The 17817-nt window shown below is 74.8% G+C and carries 23 protein-coding genes; 9 read left to right on the forward strand and 14 right to left on the reverse strand.

The window, feature by feature from the left end:
* Nucleotides 1–206: 206 nt before the first annotated feature.
* On the forward strand, nt 207–1046 hold the full coding sequence (locus IG63_RS0104755) for a sulfotransferase family protein (protein ID WP_030483237.1): 840 nt from the start codon (nt 207–209) through the stop codon (nt 1044–1046).
* On the opposite strand, the gene IG63_RS23200 is transcribed toward IG63_RS0104755, so the two are convergent.
* From IG63_RS23200 to IG63_RS0104765, 3 genes are all read right to left on the reverse strand, one after another.
* Entirely contained in the window at nt 997–1842 is an 846-nt protein-coding gene (locus tag IG63_RS23200; protein WP_211249190.1) for a PepSY-associated TM helix domain-containing protein, read from the reverse strand. The genes IG63_RS0104755 and IG63_RS23200 overlap by 50 nt on opposite strands.
* Entirely contained in the window at nt 1755–2432 is a 678-nt protein-coding gene (locus IG63_RS23205) for a PepSY-associated TM helix domain-containing protein (RefSeq protein ID WP_211249191.1), read from the reverse strand. The genes IG63_RS23200 and IG63_RS23205 overlap by 88 nt, the downstream gene beginning before the upstream one ends.
* A gap of 197 nt (nt 2433–2629) precedes the next feature.
* Nucleotides 2630–3133, reverse strand: a complete 504-nt coding sequence (locus IG63_RS0104765; protein ID WP_030483238.1) for a hypothetical protein — start codon at nt 3131–3133, stop codon at nt 2630–2632.
* A 211-nt stretch (nt 3134–3344) separates the two neighbouring features.
* Here IG63_RS0104765 and IG63_RS0104770 point away from each other — a divergent pair, with 211 nt between their 5' ends.
* Nucleotides 3345–5138 (forward strand): hypothetical protein, encoded by a 1794-nt coding sequence (locus IG63_RS0104770; protein ID WP_030483239.1) that lies wholly within the window; start codon nt 3345–3347, stop codon nt 5136–5138.
* A gap of 72 nt (nt 5139–5210) precedes the next feature.
* On the opposite strand, the gene IG63_RS22005 is transcribed toward IG63_RS0104770, so the two are convergent.
* The 8 genes from IG63_RS22005 to IG63_RS23490 all read right to left on the reverse strand — a co-directional run bounded on the left by IG63_RS22005 (nt 5211) and on the right by IG63_RS23490 (nt 7989).
* A complete protein-coding gene (locus tag IG63_RS22005; RefSeq protein ID WP_030483240.1) occupies nt 5211–5384 on the reverse strand; it encodes a CsbD family protein in 174 nt (57 codons plus the stop codon).
* Between the two features lie 66 nt (nt 5385–5450).
* Nucleotides 5451–6014, reverse strand: coding sequence for a hypothetical protein (locus IG63_RS21325; protein WP_030483241.1), 564 nt, complete (start codon nt 6012–6014; stop codon nt 5451–5453).
* On the reverse strand, nt 6011–6574 hold the full coding sequence (locus IG63_RS21330; protein ID WP_051706148.1) for a DUF6286 domain-containing protein: 564 nt from the start codon (nt 6572–6574) through the stop codon (nt 6011–6013). Before IG63_RS21330 ends, IG63_RS21325 begins: the two co-directional genes overlap by 4 nt.
* A gap of 15 nt (nt 6575–6589) precedes the next feature.
* On the reverse strand, nt 6590–6961 hold the full coding sequence (locus IG63_RS0104790) for an Asp23/Gls24 family envelope stress response protein (RefSeq protein WP_051706149.1): 372 nt from the start codon (nt 6959–6961) through the stop codon (nt 6590–6592).
* Nucleotides 6954–7133 carry a hypothetical protein gene (locus IG63_RS0104795; RefSeq protein WP_030483244.1) on the reverse strand — a complete coding sequence of 60 codons (180 nt, stop codon included), beginning with the start codon at nt 7131–7133 and terminating at the stop codon, nt 6954–6956. Before IG63_RS0104795 ends, IG63_RS0104790 begins: the two co-directional genes overlap by 8 nt.
* 31 nt (nt 7134–7164) lie before the next feature.
* Nucleotides 7165–7425: a hypothetical protein gene (locus tag IG63_RS0104800; RefSeq protein ID WP_030483245.1), complete on the reverse strand. Its 261-nt coding sequence runs from the start codon at nt 7423–7425 to the stop codon at nt 7165–7167.
* Between the two features lie 7 nt (nt 7426–7432).
* Nucleotides 7433–7726, reverse strand: coding sequence for an Asp23/Gls24 family envelope stress response protein (locus tag IG63_RS0104805; RefSeq protein WP_030483246.1), 294 nt, complete (start codon nt 7724–7726; stop codon nt 7433–7435).
* Nucleotides 7723–7989 (reverse strand): Asp23/Gls24 family envelope stress response protein, encoded by a 267-nt coding sequence (locus tag IG63_RS23490; protein ID WP_245604327.1) that lies wholly within the window; start codon nt 7987–7989, stop codon nt 7723–7725. The genes IG63_RS0104805 and IG63_RS23490 overlap by 4 nt, the downstream gene beginning before the upstream one ends.
* Before the next feature lie 54 nt (nt 7990–8043).
* On the opposite strand from IG63_RS23490, the gene IG63_RS23495 reads away from it, so the two are divergent.
* From IG63_RS23495 to IG63_RS0104835, 4 genes are all read left to right on the forward strand, one after another.
* Nucleotides 8044–8445, forward strand: a complete 402-nt coding sequence (locus IG63_RS23495) for a hypothetical protein (protein ID WP_245604328.1) — start codon at nt 8044–8046, stop codon at nt 8443–8445.
* A gap of 148 nt (nt 8446–8593) precedes the next feature.
* Nucleotides 8594–8824 (forward strand): DUF2510 domain-containing protein, encoded by a 231-nt coding sequence (locus IG63_RS0104820; RefSeq protein ID WP_030483249.1) that lies wholly within the window; start codon nt 8594–8596, stop codon nt 8822–8824.
* A 499-nt stretch (nt 8825–9323) separates the two neighbouring features.
* Complete coding sequence (gene nhaA, locus IG63_RS0104830) at nt 9324–10571, forward strand: Na+/H+ antiporter NhaA (RefSeq protein ID WP_051706255.1); 1248 nt, start codon at nt 9324–9326, stop codon at nt 10569–10571.
* Nucleotides 10568–11002: a YkvA family protein gene (locus IG63_RS0104835; protein ID WP_030483251.1), complete on the forward strand. Its 435-nt coding sequence runs from the start codon at nt 10568–10570 to the stop codon at nt 11000–11002. Before nhaA ends, IG63_RS0104835 begins: the two co-directional genes overlap by 4 nt.
* 131 nt (nt 11003–11133) lie before the next feature.
* Here the strand turns inward: IG63_RS0104835 and IG63_RS0104840 are convergent, their stop codons facing one another.
* Entirely contained in the window at nt 11134–11949 is an 816-nt protein-coding gene (locus tag IG63_RS0104840) for an FHA domain-containing protein (RefSeq protein ID WP_157210021.1), read from the reverse strand.
* A gap of 45 nt (nt 11950–11994) precedes the next feature.
* On the reverse strand, nt 11995–12228 hold the full coding sequence (locus tag IG63_RS0104845) for a hypothetical protein (protein ID WP_030483253.1): 234 nt from the start codon (nt 12226–12228) through the stop codon (nt 11995–11997).
* A 216-nt stretch (nt 12229–12444) separates the two neighbouring features.
* On the opposite strand from IG63_RS0104845, the gene IG63_RS0104850 reads away from it, so the two are divergent.
* The 3 genes from IG63_RS0104850 (at nt 12445) to lepB (ending at nt 15918) form a co-directional block, all read left to right on the forward strand.
* The gene (locus IG63_RS0104850) at nt 12445–13626 is read left to right on the forward strand and encodes an MFS transporter (RefSeq protein WP_051706150.1); all 1182 of its coding nucleotides are present in this window, start codon (nt 12445–12447) and stop codon (nt 13624–13626) included.
* 82 nt (nt 13627–13708) lie between these two features.
* On the forward strand, nt 13709–15415 hold the full coding sequence (locus IG63_RS0104855) for a multicopper oxidase family protein (protein WP_036194403.1): 1707 nt from the start codon (nt 13709–13711) through the stop codon (nt 15413–15415).
* A complete protein-coding gene (gene lepB / locus IG63_RS0104860; RefSeq protein ID WP_036194405.1) occupies nt 15412–15918 on the forward strand; it encodes a signal peptidase I in 507 nt (168 codons plus the stop codon). Before IG63_RS0104855 ends, lepB begins: the two co-directional genes overlap by 4 nt.
* On the opposite strand, the gene IG63_RS0104865 is transcribed toward lepB, so the two are convergent.
* On the reverse strand, nt 15834–17744 hold the full coding sequence (locus tag IG63_RS0104865; protein WP_030483257.1) for a cytochrome c oxidase assembly protein: 1911 nt from the start codon (nt 17742–17744) through the stop codon (nt 15834–15836). The two genes, lepB and IG63_RS0104865, sit on opposite strands and share 85 nt — an antisense overlap.
* Between the last annotated feature and the right edge of the window lie 73 nt (nt 17745–17817).

Genomic DNA, 17817 nt, shown 5'->3' on the forward strand with positions numbered 1-17817 from the left:
CGACGACTCCACGACTGGAATCCCGACGACCCTCGTCATCCGGGACCCGCCGAATATAGCCCAGTCGACGGCCGTGGCCAGCCCATGTGCACCCCAACTCCTGGCGAACTCCCGACGTCGCCGCAGGCGTGCCACCGGTCGCACCGCCTCGCGCGGACCGGCCCCGCCTCGTCGCCCCGCCACCACCCTTCGAATATGGTCCGGGCGTGAAGACGCAGATCAACCGGCTCCTGCAGCGCACCACCGGCTACCAGCTGCACCGGACGCCACCGACCCCCGCGGACGGCCCGGCCCCGCGCGACGGGCAGCGCATCCTGCGTCGACCGGCCTTCGTGATCTCCTCCGTGCGCTCCGGCTCCACCCTGCTGCGGGTGCTGCTCGACTCCCACTCGCAGGTCCACGCCCCGCACGAGACGCACCTGAAGGACATCCGCGTCGAGATCCACTCCAAGTACGCCGAGCGCGCGCTCAAGGCCACCAAGCTGGAGGTCTCGGAGCTGCAGGCGCTGCTGTGGGACCGCTACTTGGCGCGCGAGCTCGCGCGCACCGGCAAGCCGCAGCTGGTCAACAAGTGCCCCTCCGACGCCTTCATCGTCGACGAGATCGAGGCGGCGTGGCCCGACGCCCGCTTCATCTTCCTGCTGCGCCACCCCGCGGCCATCGCCCGCTCGCGGCAGAAGCTGCGGCCGATGGACTCCGACGAGCGCAACTGGGAGATGGTCGAGCGCTACGTGAGCGCCGTCGAGCAGGCGCGGCAGACCCACCAAGGCCTCACGGTCCGCTACGAGGACCTCACCGCCGACCCGGAGCGCGTCACCCGCGAGCTGTGCGACTTCCTCGGCGTGCCGTGGGAGTCGGGCATGCTCGACTACGGCAAGCGGCGCCGCAGCTTCCGCCGCGGTCTCGGCGACTGGAGCGACTCCATCAAGTCGGGCGAGGTGCAGCCCTCCTCCCCGCTGCCCCCCACCAGCGAGGTGCCGGAGGCGCTGCTCCCGCTCACCGAGGCGTGGGGCTACCTGGAGCCCGCGTCGCACGACCGGCCCTGAGGCCCAGCACCGCGTCGAGGACCAGGAAGCCGAGCAGGCTGAGCCCGAGCAGAGGGACGAACCACCCGACCGCGAGCGCGACCGCGACGACGAGCACGAGCGCGCCGGGGTGCACCTGGCGCCAGGTGCCGCGCCTGGCCGGCCGGCCCAGCCTCCGGCCGCCGCGGGTGGGACGCCGCTGCCACCACATCCGGTAGCCCATCGCGGCCATCGCCACGATGCCCGCTGCCAGCAGCACGAGGGCGACCTGGTTGGCCACCCCGAAGAGCGTGCCCATGTGCAGGTCGATGCCCCAGGTCGCGAGCTTGGCGGCCAGGGGGTAGTCGTCGAAGCGGACGACGTCGACGACGCGCCCCGCCAGGTCGACCGACACGGCGTCGGCCTGCGTGGGCCAGCCCGGGTCGACCTCCTGGACGACGTACGTCGCGCTGCGGGTCGTCGGCCGGGTGATCTCGACCCCGCCGACCAGGTCCTGGCTCGCGGCGACCTCCCACGCCTGCTGGAAGCCGACGCCGGGCCCGTCGGCCAGGGTGTCGTCGGCCGCCTCGCCCGTGGCGTCGTGGCCGCCGTGGCCGTCGTGCCCGCCGCCGCTCTCCTCCTGGGCGAGGTCGGCCAGGATCGTGGGCGTGGTCCAGCTCAGCACCGCCCTGGCCTCGGTCACGTTGGCCCCGGCGAGCCGCGACCAGGTCAGGCCGGTGGCGGAGAGCATCAGCATGCCCAGCACCAGCCAGGTGCCGACCGCGCCGTGCCACGAGAGCGCCGGCGCCGACCGGAGGCACCGCGGTCGGGACGCCACCGCGACGCCGTCCTGCGTCGTCCGGTCCACCACAGGGCGAGTCCCGCGAGCGCGATCACGCCCAGCCACGAGGCCGCCAGCTCGGAGTAGAGCCGCCCGGCGTCGCCGAGGTGGAGGCTGCGGTGGAGCTCGTCGACCCAGGTGCGCACGGGCAGCGACCCGGAGCTGCCGTAGGCGGTGAGGCTGCCCTGGACCTCCCCCTCCACCGGGTCGACGAAGACGGCGAGCCGGCGCGAGGCGTCGGTGCGCCCGTCGTCGAAGAGCACGCGCGTGGTCATCCCCTCCTCGGGTGCGGGGCGCACCGCGAGCAGCGGGAGGTCGGGCTCCACCTCGCGGGCGGCGGCGACCTGGTCGTCGAGGCTCAGCAGCTCGCCGCGGGAGTCGGTGAAGAGCTGGTCGTCGTGCACCACCCGCTCGAGCTGCGGGGTGAAGGCGTAGAGCGCCCCGCTGACGGCGGCGATGACGATGAAGGGCGCCACGAGGGTGCCCGCGTAGAAGTGCAGCCGGGTGAGCAGGGGTCGCAGGCTGCGCCGGGGACGGCGTGCGGGATCGACGGGGGCGTCGGGACGGTCGGGGTCGAGCAGGGTCATGGGGTCTCCTCCGGGGCGGTGCGCGCGTCGGCACACCGCGGGGTCGCGCCGGCAGGCACGCGGGCACGGGTGCGTCAGGCACCCGCGCCGTCGCGTCCTGGCGGCAGCACGTCCGGACGCCGCGGGCGCGGCGTCCGGACGGACTCCTCAGCCGGGCGCGGGAGGGACCGAGGGGTCCGCTCCGACCACGAGCGTGGTCAGCCCAGCGCGACCCGCGCCGGAGGTCCGCGGTGGGGGTGGGAGGCGACGACGTGCCGCAGCAGCGGGGCGGTCTCGCTCCGCTGCGGCAGCAGCCGACCGGGACGCTGTGCGACCGGGTCGACGAGCGCCAGGAGACGCGGCAGCACGAGGTCGAGCACCCAGCGGCGCACGGCGTCGAGCTGGTGCTCGCCGGTGAAGCAGACCGCCGTGGCGACAGCTGCGGCGAGCAGGTGCGCGAGGAGCATCGCGCCCGCGTCGACGGCGTGGTGGTCGCCCCCGGACGCGGAGAGCATGAAGCCGGTGTGCCAGACACCCTGCGCGAGCAGCGCCAGCGCCGCGGTCTGGGCCACGTCGGCCTCACGCCCCGCGAGGGCGTAGCCCGCGGGCGCCGCGACGAGCGCCGCGGCGATCACGGGCAGCCACGAGACCGAGCCTCCGGCCCAGACGTGCGCGGCCACGGCCGCGACCACGCACACGGCGCCCGCGACGGCTCCGCGCACGCGACTCGGCGTACGTGATCGTGGCGGCGCGGGGGTCGGACGCACGAGCGGCATCCTACGCAGCGCCGTCGGTCAAGGACCTGAGGCACGATCCGGCGCGGTGGGCTGGACCACGGGCTCGCGTTGACCGGATCTGCTGCGCCGCCGTGCCGCCGCAGGTGAGGATGCCGTGCGCGCCACCCTCGGCGCGCCCTCACAGGGGAGAACCAGCATGACCTCACGTGGGCTCGGGCCGCGTCCGACCAAGATCCTCGTCACCACCCTCACCGCCCTCGCCGTCGGCACCGGCAGCCTCGCCGTCGGCCTCGCCACGCCGGCGGCCGCCGCGCCCGCGGGCTGCACGAGCGCCTTCCCGCTCAGCGACGTGGCGCCAGGCCAGGAGGTCACCGGGCTCACTGTGAGCCGGGGCACCGACCCCGAGGGCTTCGACGGCACCGTCGTCGGGGTGCTCCAGGACGGCATCGCGCCGGGCGTCGACATGATCCTCGCCGAGCTGACCTCGCCGGCCATCGACGACAACGGCATCTGGGCCGGCATGTCCGGCTCGCCGGTGTACGCCGACGCCGGCCGCACGCAGCTCATCGGCGCCGTCTCCTACGGGCTGTCCGAGGGCAGCACGCCGCTGGCGGGCATCACCCCGGCCGCCGACATGCTCGACCTGCGCGCCGGCTCCGTCGCGCAGCGCGCCCGGGTCACCGGCCAGCTCGCCACCCGCGTCGCGGGGGCCACCAGCGCCACCCGCGCCCAGCTCGGCTCCGGGCTCCGCCCGCTGCCGACCCCGATGTCGGTCTCCGGCCTGAGCGACCGCCGCTTCTCCCAGATGGCCGGGTGGCTCGACGACCACGGCCCCGTCACCCGGGCCGCCACGGCGGGCGCCTCGGCCGACGCCGACGTGCGCGACGTCGTCCCCGGCGGCAACGTCGCCGCCTCGCTCGGCTGGGGCTTCGTCTCGGCCGCGGCCACCGGCACCGTGACCGACGTGTGCGACGGCGACGTCCTGGCGTTCGGCCACCCCTTCAACTACTCCGGCGACGCGTCGTACGCCCTGCACCCGGCCGAGGCGGTGGCGGTCGTGCCCGGCCTCTTCTCCGCCTTCAAGGTCGCCAACCTCGCCCGCCCCGCCGGCACCTTCACCAGCGACCGGCTGGCCGGGCTGCGGGGCAGCCTCGGCGCCGCGCCCACGTCGTACGACGTCACGTCGACGGCGACCCACGGCTCCCGCACGATCACCGGCACCACCCACGTCTCGGTGCCGGACCTCGTCGCCGACGCCGGCCTCGCCAACGCCTTCGCCGCCAGCGACCGTGCCCTCGACCGCGCCGGCAAGGGAACCGCGTCGGCGTCCTGGACGATCACGGGCAAGCGGCGCAGCGGGGCGCCCTTCACGCTGCAGCACCGCGACGTCTACGCCAGCAGCTACGACGTGGCCTCCGCACCGGTCGCCGACCTCGCGATGCAGCTCTACACGCTGCTGGAGAACTCCACCGAGGCCGTCACCATCACCGGCGTCCAGACCAGCACCACGCTGACCGACGACGCCACCCGCTGGCGCATCGGACGCACCTACTGGCGCCACCAGGGCACGTGGAAGAAGATCACCGGCCGCTCCCCCGCCGTCATCAAGGCGCACCGCAGCACCCCGATCCGGGTCGAGCTCTACTCCCGCGACGCCGAGACGCGCTACGTCACCGTGCCGGTCATCGCCAACCGCAAGTCGGTCGGCCGGGTGGGCGCGCTGACCCTCAGCGGTGGCTTCAACAGCGACGAGGACTGGTACTTCTACGACAGCTACGAGGAGTTCTACGAGGAGTACGAGGACGACATGATCGGCGGCACGAAGCCCGCGGGTATCCCGGCGGTGCTCGAGCAGATCCGCGCCGACCAGAAGAACGACACCGTCAAGACGAGCTTCAAGGTGCGGGGCACCAAGACCCGGGGCAAGACCATCAGCCTCGGCAAGGTCGTCTCCGGCTTCGCCGTGGTGCCCGTCGCGGTGCGCCGCTGACCGGACCCCCACGGCACGCACGAGCGTCCGGAGCCAGCTGGCTCCGGGCGCTCGTCTCGTCTCGGACGGGGCTCAGCCCTTGAAGGTGTCCTTGACGTTCTCGCCGGTCTTCTTGGCCGCGGCCTTGGTCTGGTCGGCCTGGCCCTCCGCCTTGAGCTTGTCGTCGCCCTTGGCGTCGCCGACGGCCTCCTTGGCCTTGCCCTTGAGGTCCTCGGCAGCGTTCTTCGCCTTATCAGCGATTCCCATGGTGTCTCCTCTCATCGATGTGGTGGATCACCCGAGCAGCGCGTGCCCGGGGGCTCGGTGGGTGCCTCAGCGGCCCAGCGACACCGGCGTCCGGGCGACGCGCAGCTCGACGCTGCAGCGCAGCTCGGGCCGCTCGAGCACCGCAGCCAGGTCGGCCGCGACCCGGTCGGCGTGCTCGGCCAGGCGGGCCAGGTCGGCGTCGCGGTCGATGGTCGCGATGATGCGCACCACCAGCTGCCCGCGGTCGCGCAGCACGGTGCCGCGCGCCGACCGCACCCCGAGGGTGTCGGCGTACGCCGAGGCGGCGGCACTGGCGACCCGACCGGTGTCGACGTCGAGCCGGCCACCGCGGCCGGAGCCGCGCAGGGTCAGGCTGCTCACCGTGGTGCGGCGGACGTGGGCGGCCAGCCAGCGCAGGCCCAGCAGCGCCAGCACCAGGCCCGCGGCGGCGGCCGCCGCCGGCCACCAGGCCGCCGCGGTCACGTCGGTCACCGGGGCAGTGTCGAGGCTCTGGCCGAGCCCGCTGCGTCCGCTCCACCACCACACCGCGGCGGCACCGCCGGCGATGAGGGCGAGCCCGAGCAGCAGGGAGGCGATCCGGTCGACCGCCAGCACCTTGCGGGAGATCACGAGGCACCTTCCTTCAGCTTGATGCGGGGGCGCGGGGCGCGGTGCGGCGCCCTGAGGGTGGGGGCGATCCGCTCCTCGAGCTCCGTCGCCACCTCGCGGCGGCGCTCGTCGCGCACCACGGTCGTGGCGACGACCCGGACGGAGCGACGCGAGGCACGGACGTCGACGTCGGTGACGCCGTCGACCGTCTCGACCGTGCCCTGGAGCAGCCGGGGCAGGTCGCGGGTGCGCAGCCGGACGCCGGTCTGCGCGTCGAGCTCGAGCGTCTTGCGGGGGCGCCGGCGCAGGGCGGTCGCGAGGACCACCAGGCCGAGCAGCGCCGCGACGATGCCTCCGACCAGGACCCAGACCGAGTCCGAGGCGAGGCCGTCGACCTGCGACACGGCCGTGTCGGTCCACGGCGCCTGGGCGATCAGGCCGGTGCGGGCGAGCAGGTCCTGCACCCCGACCACGCCGAGCGCCACCAGGCCGAGGGCCAGGAGCTGGGCGACGAGAGGGGTCGCACCGACCCCGACGGGAGGCTTCGCGGGCGCCACGGCGTCGTTGCTGTGATCAGTCATGCTGCGTCTCCTCCTCTACTGGACGCGCGGGCTCAGGTCCCGCGACTGGATGATCTCGGCGACGGTCACGTCGACGGCGGTCACGTCGACCCCCGCGAGGGTGCCGACGCGCTCGGCGACGTGGTCACGGACGTCGCCGGCGACCGACGCCAGCGGCGTCGGCCAGGTGGCAGCGACCTCGACGCTGATGTGTGAGGTCTGCCCGGCCACGACAGCGGAGGCGCGGGGCAGGCGGCCCCGCACCAGGCGGGTCAGCCCGCCGCTCGCACGGGCGGTGGCGTCGACCTCGGCCGCGGCGGCCACGGCGATCCGCTCGACCACGCGGGGAGCGATGGTCGTGCGGCCCGGGCCGCCCTGCTGGACGAGGTCCGCGCCGGCGTCAGCCACGGTCTCGACGCCCGACGAGGGCGCCCAGGTCGACCTCGCCGTCGAAGTGGCCGCCGACCAGGTAGCCGGCGCCGCCGAGGACGACCGCGATCAGGAAGCCGGTGAAGCCGCCGGCCGCGGCGGCGATCGCCAGCAGCAGGCCGGCGATCAGTCCGATGGTGGAGGTGGTCATGTCGTGCTCCTCGTGAAGTGGGTGGTGGTGCTCAGAGGTCGATCCAGCGGGTGGCGCCGGGGCGCCGGGCGGCGGCGCGGCGCGCGAGCCGGGTGGCCCAGCGACGCACGCGCCCCCGCCGGCTGCGGCGTACGACCAGCACGGGCCGCGCCGGTCGGGCGGACCGACCGAACTCGCGGTCGACCGCCGTGAGCGCGTCGTGCAGCGCTGCCGGGTCGCCGCCCCGGTCGGGGTGGTGCCGCTTGGCGGCAGCCCTCCGGGCACGGCGCCAGGCGTCGTCGCGGTCGGTCATCGCGTCGTCACGGCGTGGCGACGTCCTCGACGACCACCTCGACGGGCACGGGGGCGACCGCGGAGACGGCCAGCCTCACCCGGTCGGCGACCTGGTGGAGGTCGGCGTCGAAGGCGACGACGAGGTGCACCGTGGTGCCCCCGTCGCCCACCCGGACGCCGGTCACACGGCGACCGGGGAGGTAGGTCCCGACCTCTCCGAGGGATCCCCCGTGGAGGTCGGCCACGCCCTCGACCCCGAGGGCCGCCCGGGCGACCAGGTCGGCGACCTCGGCGTCGTCGTGCGCCTGGGGCGAGGTCACTGGACCCGCGGCTCGCTGTCGGTGTCGTCGGCGTCGTCGCCGTCCTCCAGGTAGACGTCCTGGATGGCGACGTTGACCTCGGTCACCTCGAGCCCGGTCATGCGCTCGATGCTGGCGATCACGTTGCGGCGGATGCCGGAGGCCAGGTCGGCCAGGGCGACGCCGTACTCCGCCACCAGCTGGATGTCGACCGCGGCCTGACGCTCGCCGACCTCGACCCTACCGACGACCCCGAGACCCCGCGCCCCTCCGAGGCCGCCCACGAGGCCCTCGACGCCGCCACTGCGCAGCTGCGCGACCAGCCGGCGGCGCTGCCGGTGCAGGTCGCCGACCGCGTGCTGGAGCGCGCGATGGCCGCGCCGCGCATGGCCGAGCTCTGCCGTGCCCGACCGCCGCACGACTACCTGCGGGTCTCCACCACCGCCCTGACCTCGCTGCTGCGGCACCGGCTCGACTCCGAGCTGCGGCACGCGGCGATGCGCCGGGTCGTCTTCGAGACCACCCGCGAGGAGCAGCTGGGGTCGCTGACCCTGGAGCTGATCGTGCAGTACAACCACGACATCCGCGTGGCGGCGCGGCAGGCGCGCAGCCTGGTCGGCGAGGTCCTGGACGACACGGTCGGGGAGCTCCCCGAGTCGGCCGTCACCGTGCAGCACGTGCACGTCTCCGACGTGACCGTCGGCGACCCGCACCTGGTCGACCCCCACGACGAGGACTGAGCCGGCGCCACCTGGCCCTCAGCGGCGAAGACGACGATCTCGGGGGTCGCCAAACGTAGGGTCCCGATGGGATCCTGGGGGCCGGCGGCAGCTCGAGCGGCCCGGCTCGGCGCCCTGCAACCGCGACGCCCATCGCGGAGAGGTCCGCATGCCCGAGACACGACCCGCAGGCTGGTACCGCGACCCCCAGGACCCCCACCGGCACCGGCACTGGGACGGCGGCGCGTGGGCGACGGCCTCCGCCGAGGAGACCTTCGGCGTCGAGACCCGGGCCTGGTCGCGCAGCCCGGCCGACGAGCCGGAGGCGTCGCGGTGGGAGCGCGTCGCAGCGCCGACCGGGCGGGACGGTCCGGGCCCGCGCGCTCGCGCCTCCCGCTGACGTGGTCGACGTCTTCGCCTACGTCGTCGTGCGCCAACCCGGCGCCGCCGTACCTCACGGCGCTCAGCGAGACCCTCACCCTGCCCCTGCTGATCGCGGTCCTGCTCAGGATCGCCGTCGAGGGGTGCTCCCGCTGCGGTCCTGGCCGCCGGTAGCAAGCTGGTCGCGCTCCGGTCGCTGCACGTCGCCTTCCGGGCTCAGTGGACCTGGGCGGCTTCGTGCCGGTCACCCTGCTGGTGGTCATCTTGATGGTGTCCCGGCCCGCCGTACGACGGCTGCTCGCCCCGGCCGCAGCCCGGCTCGCCGGGACGCCGCGGGCATGACCCGGCTCACGCCGGCGTACGTCGCTCCAGGGGGTTGGGCTTGCGGCTGGCGGCTGGCGGCTGGCGGCTGGCGGCTGGCGGGCATGATGGTCAGAGGAGAGCCGGGAAGTCTGGTCGGCGGCTGCGGGACACCTGTGTCCCGGGCCTCTGCCACGTCGACCGACCAGGAGCTCTCCGTGCCGGCCATCTCGCGCCATCGTTCCGCGCTGTCCTTCCTCTCCCGCGAGACGACAGGCGGCGTCCTGCTGATCCTCGCGGCCACGCTCGCCCTGACGTGGGCCAACTCCCCGTGGCGCGAGGGCTACGCCGCGTTGACCGACACCGTCGTCGGACCCTCGGCGCTGCGGCTCGACCTCAGCCTCGGCGCGTGGGCGGCCGACGGCGCGCTGGCCATCTTCTTCTTCGTGGTCGGCCTGGAGCTCAAGCACGAGATCGTCGCCGGCTCGCTGCGCAACTGGCGCGAGGCCGCCGTCCCGGTCGTGGCCGCCGTCGGCGGCATGATCGTCCCGGCGGTGCTCTTCCTGACGGTGCTGAGGATCGGCGGTCGCCCCGACCTGGCCTCCGGCTGGGCCATCCCCACCGCCACCGACATCGCCTTCGCGCTCGCCGTGCTCGCGATCTTCGGCCGCGGGCTGCCCTCGGCGATCCGCGTCTTCCTGCTGACCCTGGCCGTCGTCGACGACCTGCTGGCGGTCTCGATCATCGCCGTCTTCTACACCAGCGACCTCCACCTGGGCTGGCTGACGCTGGGCCTGCTGATCGTGGCGCTCTTCGCCCTCCTGGCGCGGCGTCAGCGAGCCAGCACGCTGCTGCTCGTCGCGGTCGCGGTGCCCGCGTGGGTCTTCGTCCACGAGTCCGGCGTGCACGCCACGATCGTCGGCGTGCTGCTCGGCATGGTCGTCCCCGCCACGGCCCGGCACGGGGAGGAGCACGCCCGGGTGCACACCTACGAGGGCATCGCGCGCCCGCTGTCCTCCGCGCTCGCCCTGCCCGTCTTCGCCTTCTTCGCCGCGGGCGTGACCGTCGTGGGCGAGGGCGGCGGCCTCGCGCTGCTGGGCGAGCCGCTGCTCCTCGCCGTGGTCGCAGGCCTGCTCGGCGGCAAGCTGCTGGGCATCCTGGGCGGCGCCGCGCTCGCCACCCGCCTCCCCGGCCTGCGGCTCCAGGGCTCCACGACGCTGCGCGACCTCGTGCCGGTGGCGCTGCTGGCCGCCATCGGCTTCACCGTCTCGCTGCTCATCGGCGAGCTCTCCTACGCCGACAGCGCCACCGTCGACCTGGCCAAGGTCGCCGTGCTGCTCAGCTCCGTCGTCGCCGCAGTGCTCGCCGCGGTGACCCTGCGCTGGGACGCCCGCCGTCGTCGTCGGGCCACCGTGGAGCAGGATGAGCACGTGCAGGAGGTCGACGCCGCGCCGAGAGCCGGATGAGCGGTCCGGGCGACTGGTCCTGGTGGGGCGTCGCCGGCGCGACGGCCGGCGCCCTCCTCGTCGTGTGGCTGCTGCTCGTCGGCGGCCTGCTCCTGGCCGCCCGCTCGTCACCGCGTGAAGTCTCGCCGCGCGACCTGCTGCGGATCGGACCCGACGTCGCGCGCCTCGTCCGCCGTCTCGCCGCCGACGGTGACCTCCCCCGCGGCGTCCGCTGGCGGCTGTGGCTCCTGCTCGGCTACCTCCTGCTCCCCGTCGACCTGGTGCCGGACTTCCTGCCGGTGATCGGCTACGCCGACGACGTGGTCGTGCTCGCCCTGGTGCTGCGGTCCGTCGTCCGGCGAGCGGGCCCGCAGGCGCTCGAGCGGCACTGGCCCGGGACCCCTGCGGGCCTGGCGCTGGTACGACGCCTCGCCGGCCTCCCTCCCTCGTGACCCCGCCGAGAGGTCACTCCCTGACCGCCCAGGAGTCACTCCCTGACCGCCCAGGAGTCACTCCCTGACCGCCGAGAGGTCAGGGAGTGACCTCTCGGGAGTCAGGGAGTGACCTCTCGGCGAAGGGGGGGTCAGCCGTGCTGGGGGCGCTGCCGGCCGAGCTCGCCGCCGACGCGGCCGCCGTGGGGACGACCGTGGTCGGCGAACTCCTCGCGGACGAAGGTCAGCACCGTCTCGGCCAGCTGGATGCGGGCCGAGGTGCGCAGCACCTGCCGGGTGACCGGCTCGCCGTGCACCGACGTACGCCGGTCGCGGGCGACGAGCACGTACTCGTCGCCCTCCTCGACCCGCACCTCGGCGTGCACGGGCGCGAGGCCGGGCAGCACCACGGTGCACGACGGGTCCGACCCGATCGTCGTCGTGGCCTGCTGCAGCCAGAAGGTGGGCAGCTCCGGGCGCCAGATCCCGTCGGCGGGCAGCAGCACCAGCCGCGGCGAGCCCCCGCCGTACGCCGTGTCGGTGGAGGCGATGCGACGCACCTGGCGGCGCAGGAAGGTCGGCGCGATCGGGAGCGGCGTGGGCGGCACGCCCACGCCGCCGCTGGGCAGCAGCTGCTGCGAGGGGCGCGTGCGCCCGCGCAGCGCCGCCAGCACCCCACGCGAGGCGGCCACCCGCAGGTGCCGGGTGCGAGTCACCGGGCGCTGCCACCACGGGGCGCGCACGTCGCCGACGCTCAGCAGGCGCCGCCCGCGCGTGTCAACGACGTCGATGACGAGCCCCCAGCGCGCCAGCATGTCGGCGATGTCGCGGACGCCGACGGCGTCGCGCTGCCCGGCGAAGGCGCTGGCGTCGTCGACCTGCAGGGTCAGCCGCGAGCCGCTCCCGCTCAGCGAGAGCCCGATCGGCTCGCGCCCCTCCGGTCGCACCGAGACCCTCAGGTCGGCCACGACCCTGGTCTCGTGCCGGTGGCGTGCCGCGACGCGGGTCACGGCTCAGGCCTGCGGCGGGTACACGGCGTCGGAGGTGGAGATCTGCAGCGTGCCGTCGATCTTCCACGTGGCCCGCGGCGAGGAGGGGCCCGTGTCGCGCGGCACCTCCACCGTCATGTCGACGAAGCGGTAGTTGATCGCGGCCCTGCGCCCGGTGAGGAAGTTCCACATCTCGCGGCCCAGGTCGGTCCAGTCGACGACCTGGCGGTCCTGGACGGTCGATTCGTCGGTGGTCATGGTGGTCTCCTCCGGTCGTGCTCGGCTGACGCTGTGGCACTCCGGCGACCCGAGCGCCGTCGCCCCTCCGACGGTACTCAATCTTCAACAGGTTGTTAAGCATTCTGTTGAGGTTTTCTGCAGGGACCCGCCTCCACCGGGCCGGGCCGTGGCCGTGGCCGTGTGTAGGTTGCGGCGCATGGGGAGACGGCGCACCACCACGTCGCCCGGGGAGCCGTGAGGCGTCGTACCGGCCTCGTGGCCTTCTTCGTGGTCACCCTGCTGGTGCAGGCGATCACCTTCGTGCTGCGGCCCACGGCGATCTACCGCGCCATCGAGCTCGACGTCGCCGCGTCGTGGCTGGGCGCGATCGGCGCGAGCTTCGCCGTCGTCCCGCTGGTGCTCGCGGTGCCGGTCGGCCACCTCACCGACCGCTACGGCGAGAAGTCGCTGATGGTGTTCGGCGCGCTGCTGATCGTGGCCTCCACGGTGTGCCTGAGCGTGCTGGGCGGGAGCGTGGCGGGGCTCCTCGCCGGCACCGTCACCCTCGGGGTCGGCCACCTCAGCTCCGTGGTCGGCCAGCAGGCCTGGGTCGCCAACACCACCCGGCCGCACGGCTTCGACACCGCCTTCGGGCGCTACACCTTCGTCGCCTCGGGCGGCCAGGCGGTCGGGCCGGGCCTGATCGTCCTCTTCGGCGGCACCGCGACCATCCCCGACACCGACGCCATCTTCCTGGCCACCGCCGCCGTCGCGACGGTGCTGCTGGTGATGACGGCGGCGCTGCCCCACCGCTCACCCTCGCCGGTGGCGCCGGGCGAGAGCGTCGGCTCCGTGCGCGACCTGCTGCGCCGTGCCGGGCTGCTCCGCGCGCTGACGGTCAGCTCGATCGTGCTGGCCGCCGTCGACATCAGCCTGGTCTACCTCCCGGCGCTGGGCACCGAGCGCGGCATCGCGGCCGGCACCGTCGGGGTGCTGCTCTCGGTGCGCGCCGGCTTCTCGATGGCCTCGCGGCTCTTCCTGGGCCGCCTGGTCGCGCTGGTGGGCCGCACCCGGCTGCTGGTCGGCAGCGTGGCGCTCGCCGCGGCCGGCACGGCCCTGCTGCCCGCACCCGTCCCGACGTGGGTGCTCGTCGTCATCGTGGCGGTGACCGGCTTCGGCCTGGGCGTGGGTCAGCCGATGACGATGTCGTGGCTGGCCGAGTCGACGCCGCCCGGCCTCCGTGGGCGGGCGATGTCGCTGCGGCTCACCGGCAACCGGCTCGGTCAGGTCGTCGTCCCCACCGCCGCCGGCGCCTTCGCGGTCAGCGCCGGGGCCGCCGGGGTGCTGTGGCTGACGGCCGGCGCGCTCGCCGGGGCCGCCGTCCTGGCCCGGACGCTGACGCAGCCGCAGTCACCCGGACCAGACCAGGCTCCCTGAGCCCAAGGCCGGCCCAAGGACGCCTTCGCACCCTCGTGCGTGACTGCGAGGGCGCGCGATGGCGCGCAGGAGGCCACGGACCATGACCGAACTGACCCGTCGCGACGTGCTCAAGATCGGGGGCGTGGGCGCCGGCGTGACCGCCCTGGGCCTCACCGTGCCCCTCGGCGAGTCCGCGGGCACGGCCGACTGGATCAGCACCTCGCCGAAGCCGGCGCGCTTCGCCCGCCGGCTGCCCGTGCCGGAGCCGCTGACCCCCACCCCGATGACGGACGAGCACGGCGACTTCCTGCACTACGAGATCACCCAGAGGTCGGCCTCGGCACAGGTGCTCGACGCCGGCGCCCCGCGCACCACCGTCTTCGGGTACGCCGCCCCGGGCGCGGGACCCACGGTGCCCGGCCCGCTCATCAAGGTCGACCAGCACACCCGGGTGCGCCTGCGCGTCGTCAACGACCTCCCGCCGGTGCACCCGACCTTCGGCTACGCGGTGGCGACGTCGGTGCACCTGCACGGGTCGGCGTCGCTGCCGCAGTACGACGGCTACGCCGACGACGTCACCAGGCCCGGGCACCAGAAGGACTACTGGTACCCGAACCACCAGGGACCGCGCACGCTCTGGTACCACGACCACGGCGCCCACCAGACGGCGTGGAACGTCTACAGCGGGATGCTCGCGCAGTACCACCTGCAGAACCCGTGGGAGAAGGAGAACCTCCCGCAGGGCCGGTACGACGTGCCGCTCGTCGTGAGCGACGCGATGTTCGCCAAGGACGGCTCGCTGGCCTACATGGACCGCGACCGCTCGGGGCTCTACGGCGACGTGGTCACGGTCAACGGCGTGCCCTGGCCCTACCTCGACGTGGAGCGCCGCTTCTACCGCTTCCGGATCCTCCTGGCCACGCTGTCGCGCTCGATGAACCTGCGCTTCGTCAACACCCGCACCAACGCCGTGGTCCCGACGTACGTCGTGGCGACCGACGGCGGGGTGATGACGCCGCAGCAGGTCACCAACTGGCGCCACGCGGGCGCCGAGCGCTACGAGGTGATGCTCGACCTCGGCAGCTGCCGGGTGGGTGACCGGGTCGAGCTGCGCAACACGAGCAACAAGAACAACGTCGACTACCTGCACACCAACAAGGTGCTCCAGCTGCGCGTCACGGGCGAGCCGACCGACACCCGGTGGAACGCCGTGGTGGCACCGCCGGCCAGCGAGCTGCACCCGGTGATGTCGATCCCCGAGTCGGCCTCGCGACGCGTGCGCGACATCGACCTCGAGCACGACGACGTCACCAACGAGTTCCTCATCAACGGGATGTCCTGGGACGACGTGGTCGCGCGAGACTGGAACCTCTTCGTCGACGAGCGCGGCACGCCGCCCCGGCCCGGCGAGGTCGAGGTGTGGCGGATCGAGAACAAGTCGGGCGGGTGGTTCCACCCGCTGCACATCCACCTCGTCGACTTCCGGCTGCTGCGCCGCCGCGGCGGAGCGGGCCGCGTGCAGCCCTGGGAGCGCGGGCCCAAGGACGTCGTCTACGTCGGCGAGGGAGAGATCGTCGAGGTGCTGGTGCAGTACGGCATGGCGCCGAGCCAGTACCCGGACGGCCGCTCCACCGGCCCGGCGGGTGCGACCGGCGACCGGGGCGGCCGCTACATGATCCACTGCCACAACCTCGCCCACGAGGACCACGACATGATGGGGCAGTTCCTGGTCGCCGCGGCTGACGGCTCGGTCGACCTCTCGTCCACGCACCCCAACCACCCGGTCTTCGCGGCACCGGCCACGTGAGCAGGGGCGCTGCGCTCGGCGCCGTCCTGCTGCTCCTCGTGGGGGCCGTCGCGGCGGTGCGGGCCACCGTGGCCGTGCCGGTGCGGGTCGAGTCCGCCAGCATGGCGCCCACCCTCGAGGCCGGAGACGTCGTGCTGGTCTCCCGCCGGGCGCCCGAGATCGCGACCCTGCACCGGTGGGACCTGGTCGTCTTCGCCGAGCCTCGCCACGGACGCCGCACGCTGAAGCGCGTGGTGGGGCTCCCCGGCGAGTCAGTGGTCGTCCTCGACGGCGTGCTGCACGTCGACGGCCGCGCCGTCGCCGAGGCCTGGGTGGACCCCGGCTCGGTGGACGGCTACTACAGCCGGACCTTCGTGGTGCCGCCGGACCACGTGCTCGTGCTGGGAGACAACCGCGGCAACTCCGTGGACTCGCGCGACTACGGCGCCGTGCCCGCCGAGGACCTGGAGGGACGGGTGCTCACGTCGATCTGGCCGCTGCCCGGCACCCTGTCGGCGGACTGACGAGGCAGGACCGCCACCACCAGCAGGGCCAGCGCGACGACCCCGGCCAGCCGGCCCGCCAGGCGCTGGTCGGCGCGTGGCTCGCTCCAGCCGAGCCGCAGCTCCAGGAACCAGTCGCCGGCCAGCAGCCGCCCGCCCGGAGCGAGCTGCAGCGCGAACACCCCGAGCGTGGCCGCCACGACCACCAGCCAGCCGCGGCTGCGCGCGCTCACCTGCGGTCCGACTCCCTCCCCCAGCAGCTGGCACGTCAGCAGCAGGCCGGCCACCAGCGCGGCCACCACGGTCAGCAGGTGCCACCACGGTGACTCCAGGCACCACACGGTGAGCGGCGACCGGTGGACCAGCGCCAGCAGGAGGCTGGCCGCGGCGGCCCCCGACCAGGGCCGGTCGAGCACCCGCCCGACGTACGCCGGCGGCGACCACCCGTGGGCCACCCGCGCCATTGTGAGCGGCCGACCGAGCACGAGCAGCGCCGGCACGAGCAGCAGCACGACGACCAGCTGGGCCAGGTGCACGCTGAGCAGCAGCGGCGCGTAGACGGCCACGCCGGAGCACAGCGCGAGTGCCGCCAGGGCGATCCCGCCGAGGAAGCACGCCGTCCGAGCAGCGGGCCAGGGATCCCCGCGCGCGACCACCCGACGTCGGGCGCGGAGGTAGCCGCCCACGGCCACGGCCAGCACGACCAGCACCAGTGCGTCGGGACGCCACTGGGTGAGCAGACCTGTCGCCGTGGGCCGCCCGACCACGCCGGCGGCCGCGTGCACGTCGCCCACCGGGGCCGGCACCGGGGTCCTCGCGAGGGCGGTCGCCAGCCCGGCGGCCGCGGCCATCAGCACCAGCTCGACCGACGCCAGCCGGACGAAGATGCCCGTCTCACCGGCACGCAGCCGCGGGAGCGTGCGGCGCCGGTGGGCGGCGCCGATCGCGCCGAGCACCCCCACGGCGACCACCTTGGCCGCGAGCACGGCGGCGTACCCGCTCGTCCAGGGACCGCTCCACCCCTCGCCCCGGAAGGGCAGCGCGGCGCTGGCCGCCACCAGGCCCGAGCCCACCAGGGCCACGTAGGCCCCGAGGGCCAGCCGGCTGAAGCGCCTCGCGCCGGCCGCCAGCCCCTCGACGTCGCTCCGCAGGTGCAGCAGCAGCCCGGCCAGGCCCCCGGTCCACAGCAGCGCTGCCCCCACGTGCACCACCAGGCCCCCCAGCGCGAGCCCGCCGTCGGAGGCGGTGCCCGCGTGGCCAGCCACTGGGACCGGCAACGCACCGAGCAGGCACGCCGCGAGCAGGGCCGGGGCGCGGGCGGGGCTCGACGACGCGGACGAGGCGAGGGCGACCCCGGCCGCGACGGCGGCGGTGGCGAGCTGCGCCGCGGCCGCGGGCGTCGTCCACCCGCGCGCGAGGAGAGTGGGATCGAGCGCCGTGGGCGCGGCGCCCGCCACGTCGCCGACGACGAGCACGTAGCCCACGAGCGCCGCCAGCGCCCACGCCGCCGCCGCACGGCGCGCCGAGCGCCGGCACTCCTCCCAGCGCGCCGGCGAGGTCCCTCCGGGACCCGGGCCGACCGCCACCAGCACCGATCCGACCGCCACGATCGCGGCCAGGAGTCCGGCCAGCCGCACGCCCCGCAGGGCCCAGCCCGCGGCCCGACCGGGATCCGCGATGCCCGCCGGCAGCTCGGCGGGCGCACCGCCGCCGAGCAGCAGCGCGGCCGTCGCGGTCGTCGTCGCCACCACCGTCGCGACCACGGCGACCAGCACGGCCGTGCGGGCCGGACGGCGTCGGACACCGGCGGCGTCGTGCACACCCGTCGCCGAGCCGGTCGCGTCCATGCGCGCGAGGCTCCGGCACCAGGGTTGGGAAAACCCTGGGACGGGCGGTCCGAGGTGATCCCAAGGTGCGACG

It is taken from the genome of Nocardioides aequoreus (genome assembly GCF_000720335.1).
In the GTDB taxonomy this organism is placed as follows: domain Bacteria; phylum Actinomycetota; class Actinomycetes; order Propionibacteriales; family Nocardioidaceae; genus Marmoricola; species Marmoricola aequoreus.

What these genes read in the sequence shown, in the direction of transcription:
- IG63_RS23205 (WP_211249191.1), bottom strand. Translation starts at nt 2,432, where the DNA reads ATGACCCTGCTCGACCCCGACCGTCCCGACGCCCCCGTCGATCCCGCA.
- IG63_RS0104770 (WP_030483239.1), top strand. Translation starts at nt 3,345, where the DNA reads ATGACCTCACGTGGGCTCGGGCCGCGTCCGACCAAGATCCTCGTCACC.
- IG63_RS22005 (WP_030483240.1), bottom strand. Translation starts at nt 5,384, where the DNA reads ATGGGAATCGCTGATAAGGCGAAGAACGCTGCCGAGGACCTCAAGGGC.
- IG63_RS21330 (WP_051706148.1), bottom strand. Translation starts at nt 6,574, where the DNA reads ATGACTGATCACAGCAACGACGCCGTGGCGCCCGCGAAGCCTCCCGTC.
- IG63_RS0104795 (WP_030483244.1), bottom strand. Translation starts at nt 7,133, where the DNA reads ATGACCACCTCCACCATCGGACTGATCGCCGGCCTGCTGCTGGCGATC.
- IG63_RS0104800 (WP_030483245.1), bottom strand. Translation starts at nt 7,425, where the DNA reads ATGACCGACCGCGACGACGCCTGGCGCCGTGCCCGGAGGGCTGCCGCC.
- IG63_RS0104820 (WP_030483249.1), top strand. Translation starts at nt 8,594, where the DNA reads ATGCCCGAGACACGACCCGCAGGCTGGTACCGCGACCCCCAGGACCCC.
- IG63_RS0104835 (WP_030483251.1), top strand. Translation starts at nt 10,568, where the DNA reads ATGAGCGGTCCGGGCGACTGGTCCTGGTGGGGCGTCGCCGGCGCGACG.
- IG63_RS0104845 (WP_030483253.1), bottom strand. Translation starts at nt 12,228, where the DNA reads ATGACCACCGACGAATCGACCGTCCAGGACCGCCAGGTCGTCGACTGG.
- IG63_RS0104855 (WP_036194403.1), top strand. Translation starts at nt 13,709, where the DNA reads ATGACCGAACTGACCCGTCGCGACGTGCTCAAGATCGGGGGCGTGGGC.
- IG63_RS0104865 (WP_030483257.1), bottom strand. Translation starts at nt 17,744, where the DNA reads ATGGACGCGACCGGCTCGGCGACGGGTGTGCACGACGCCGCCGGTGTC.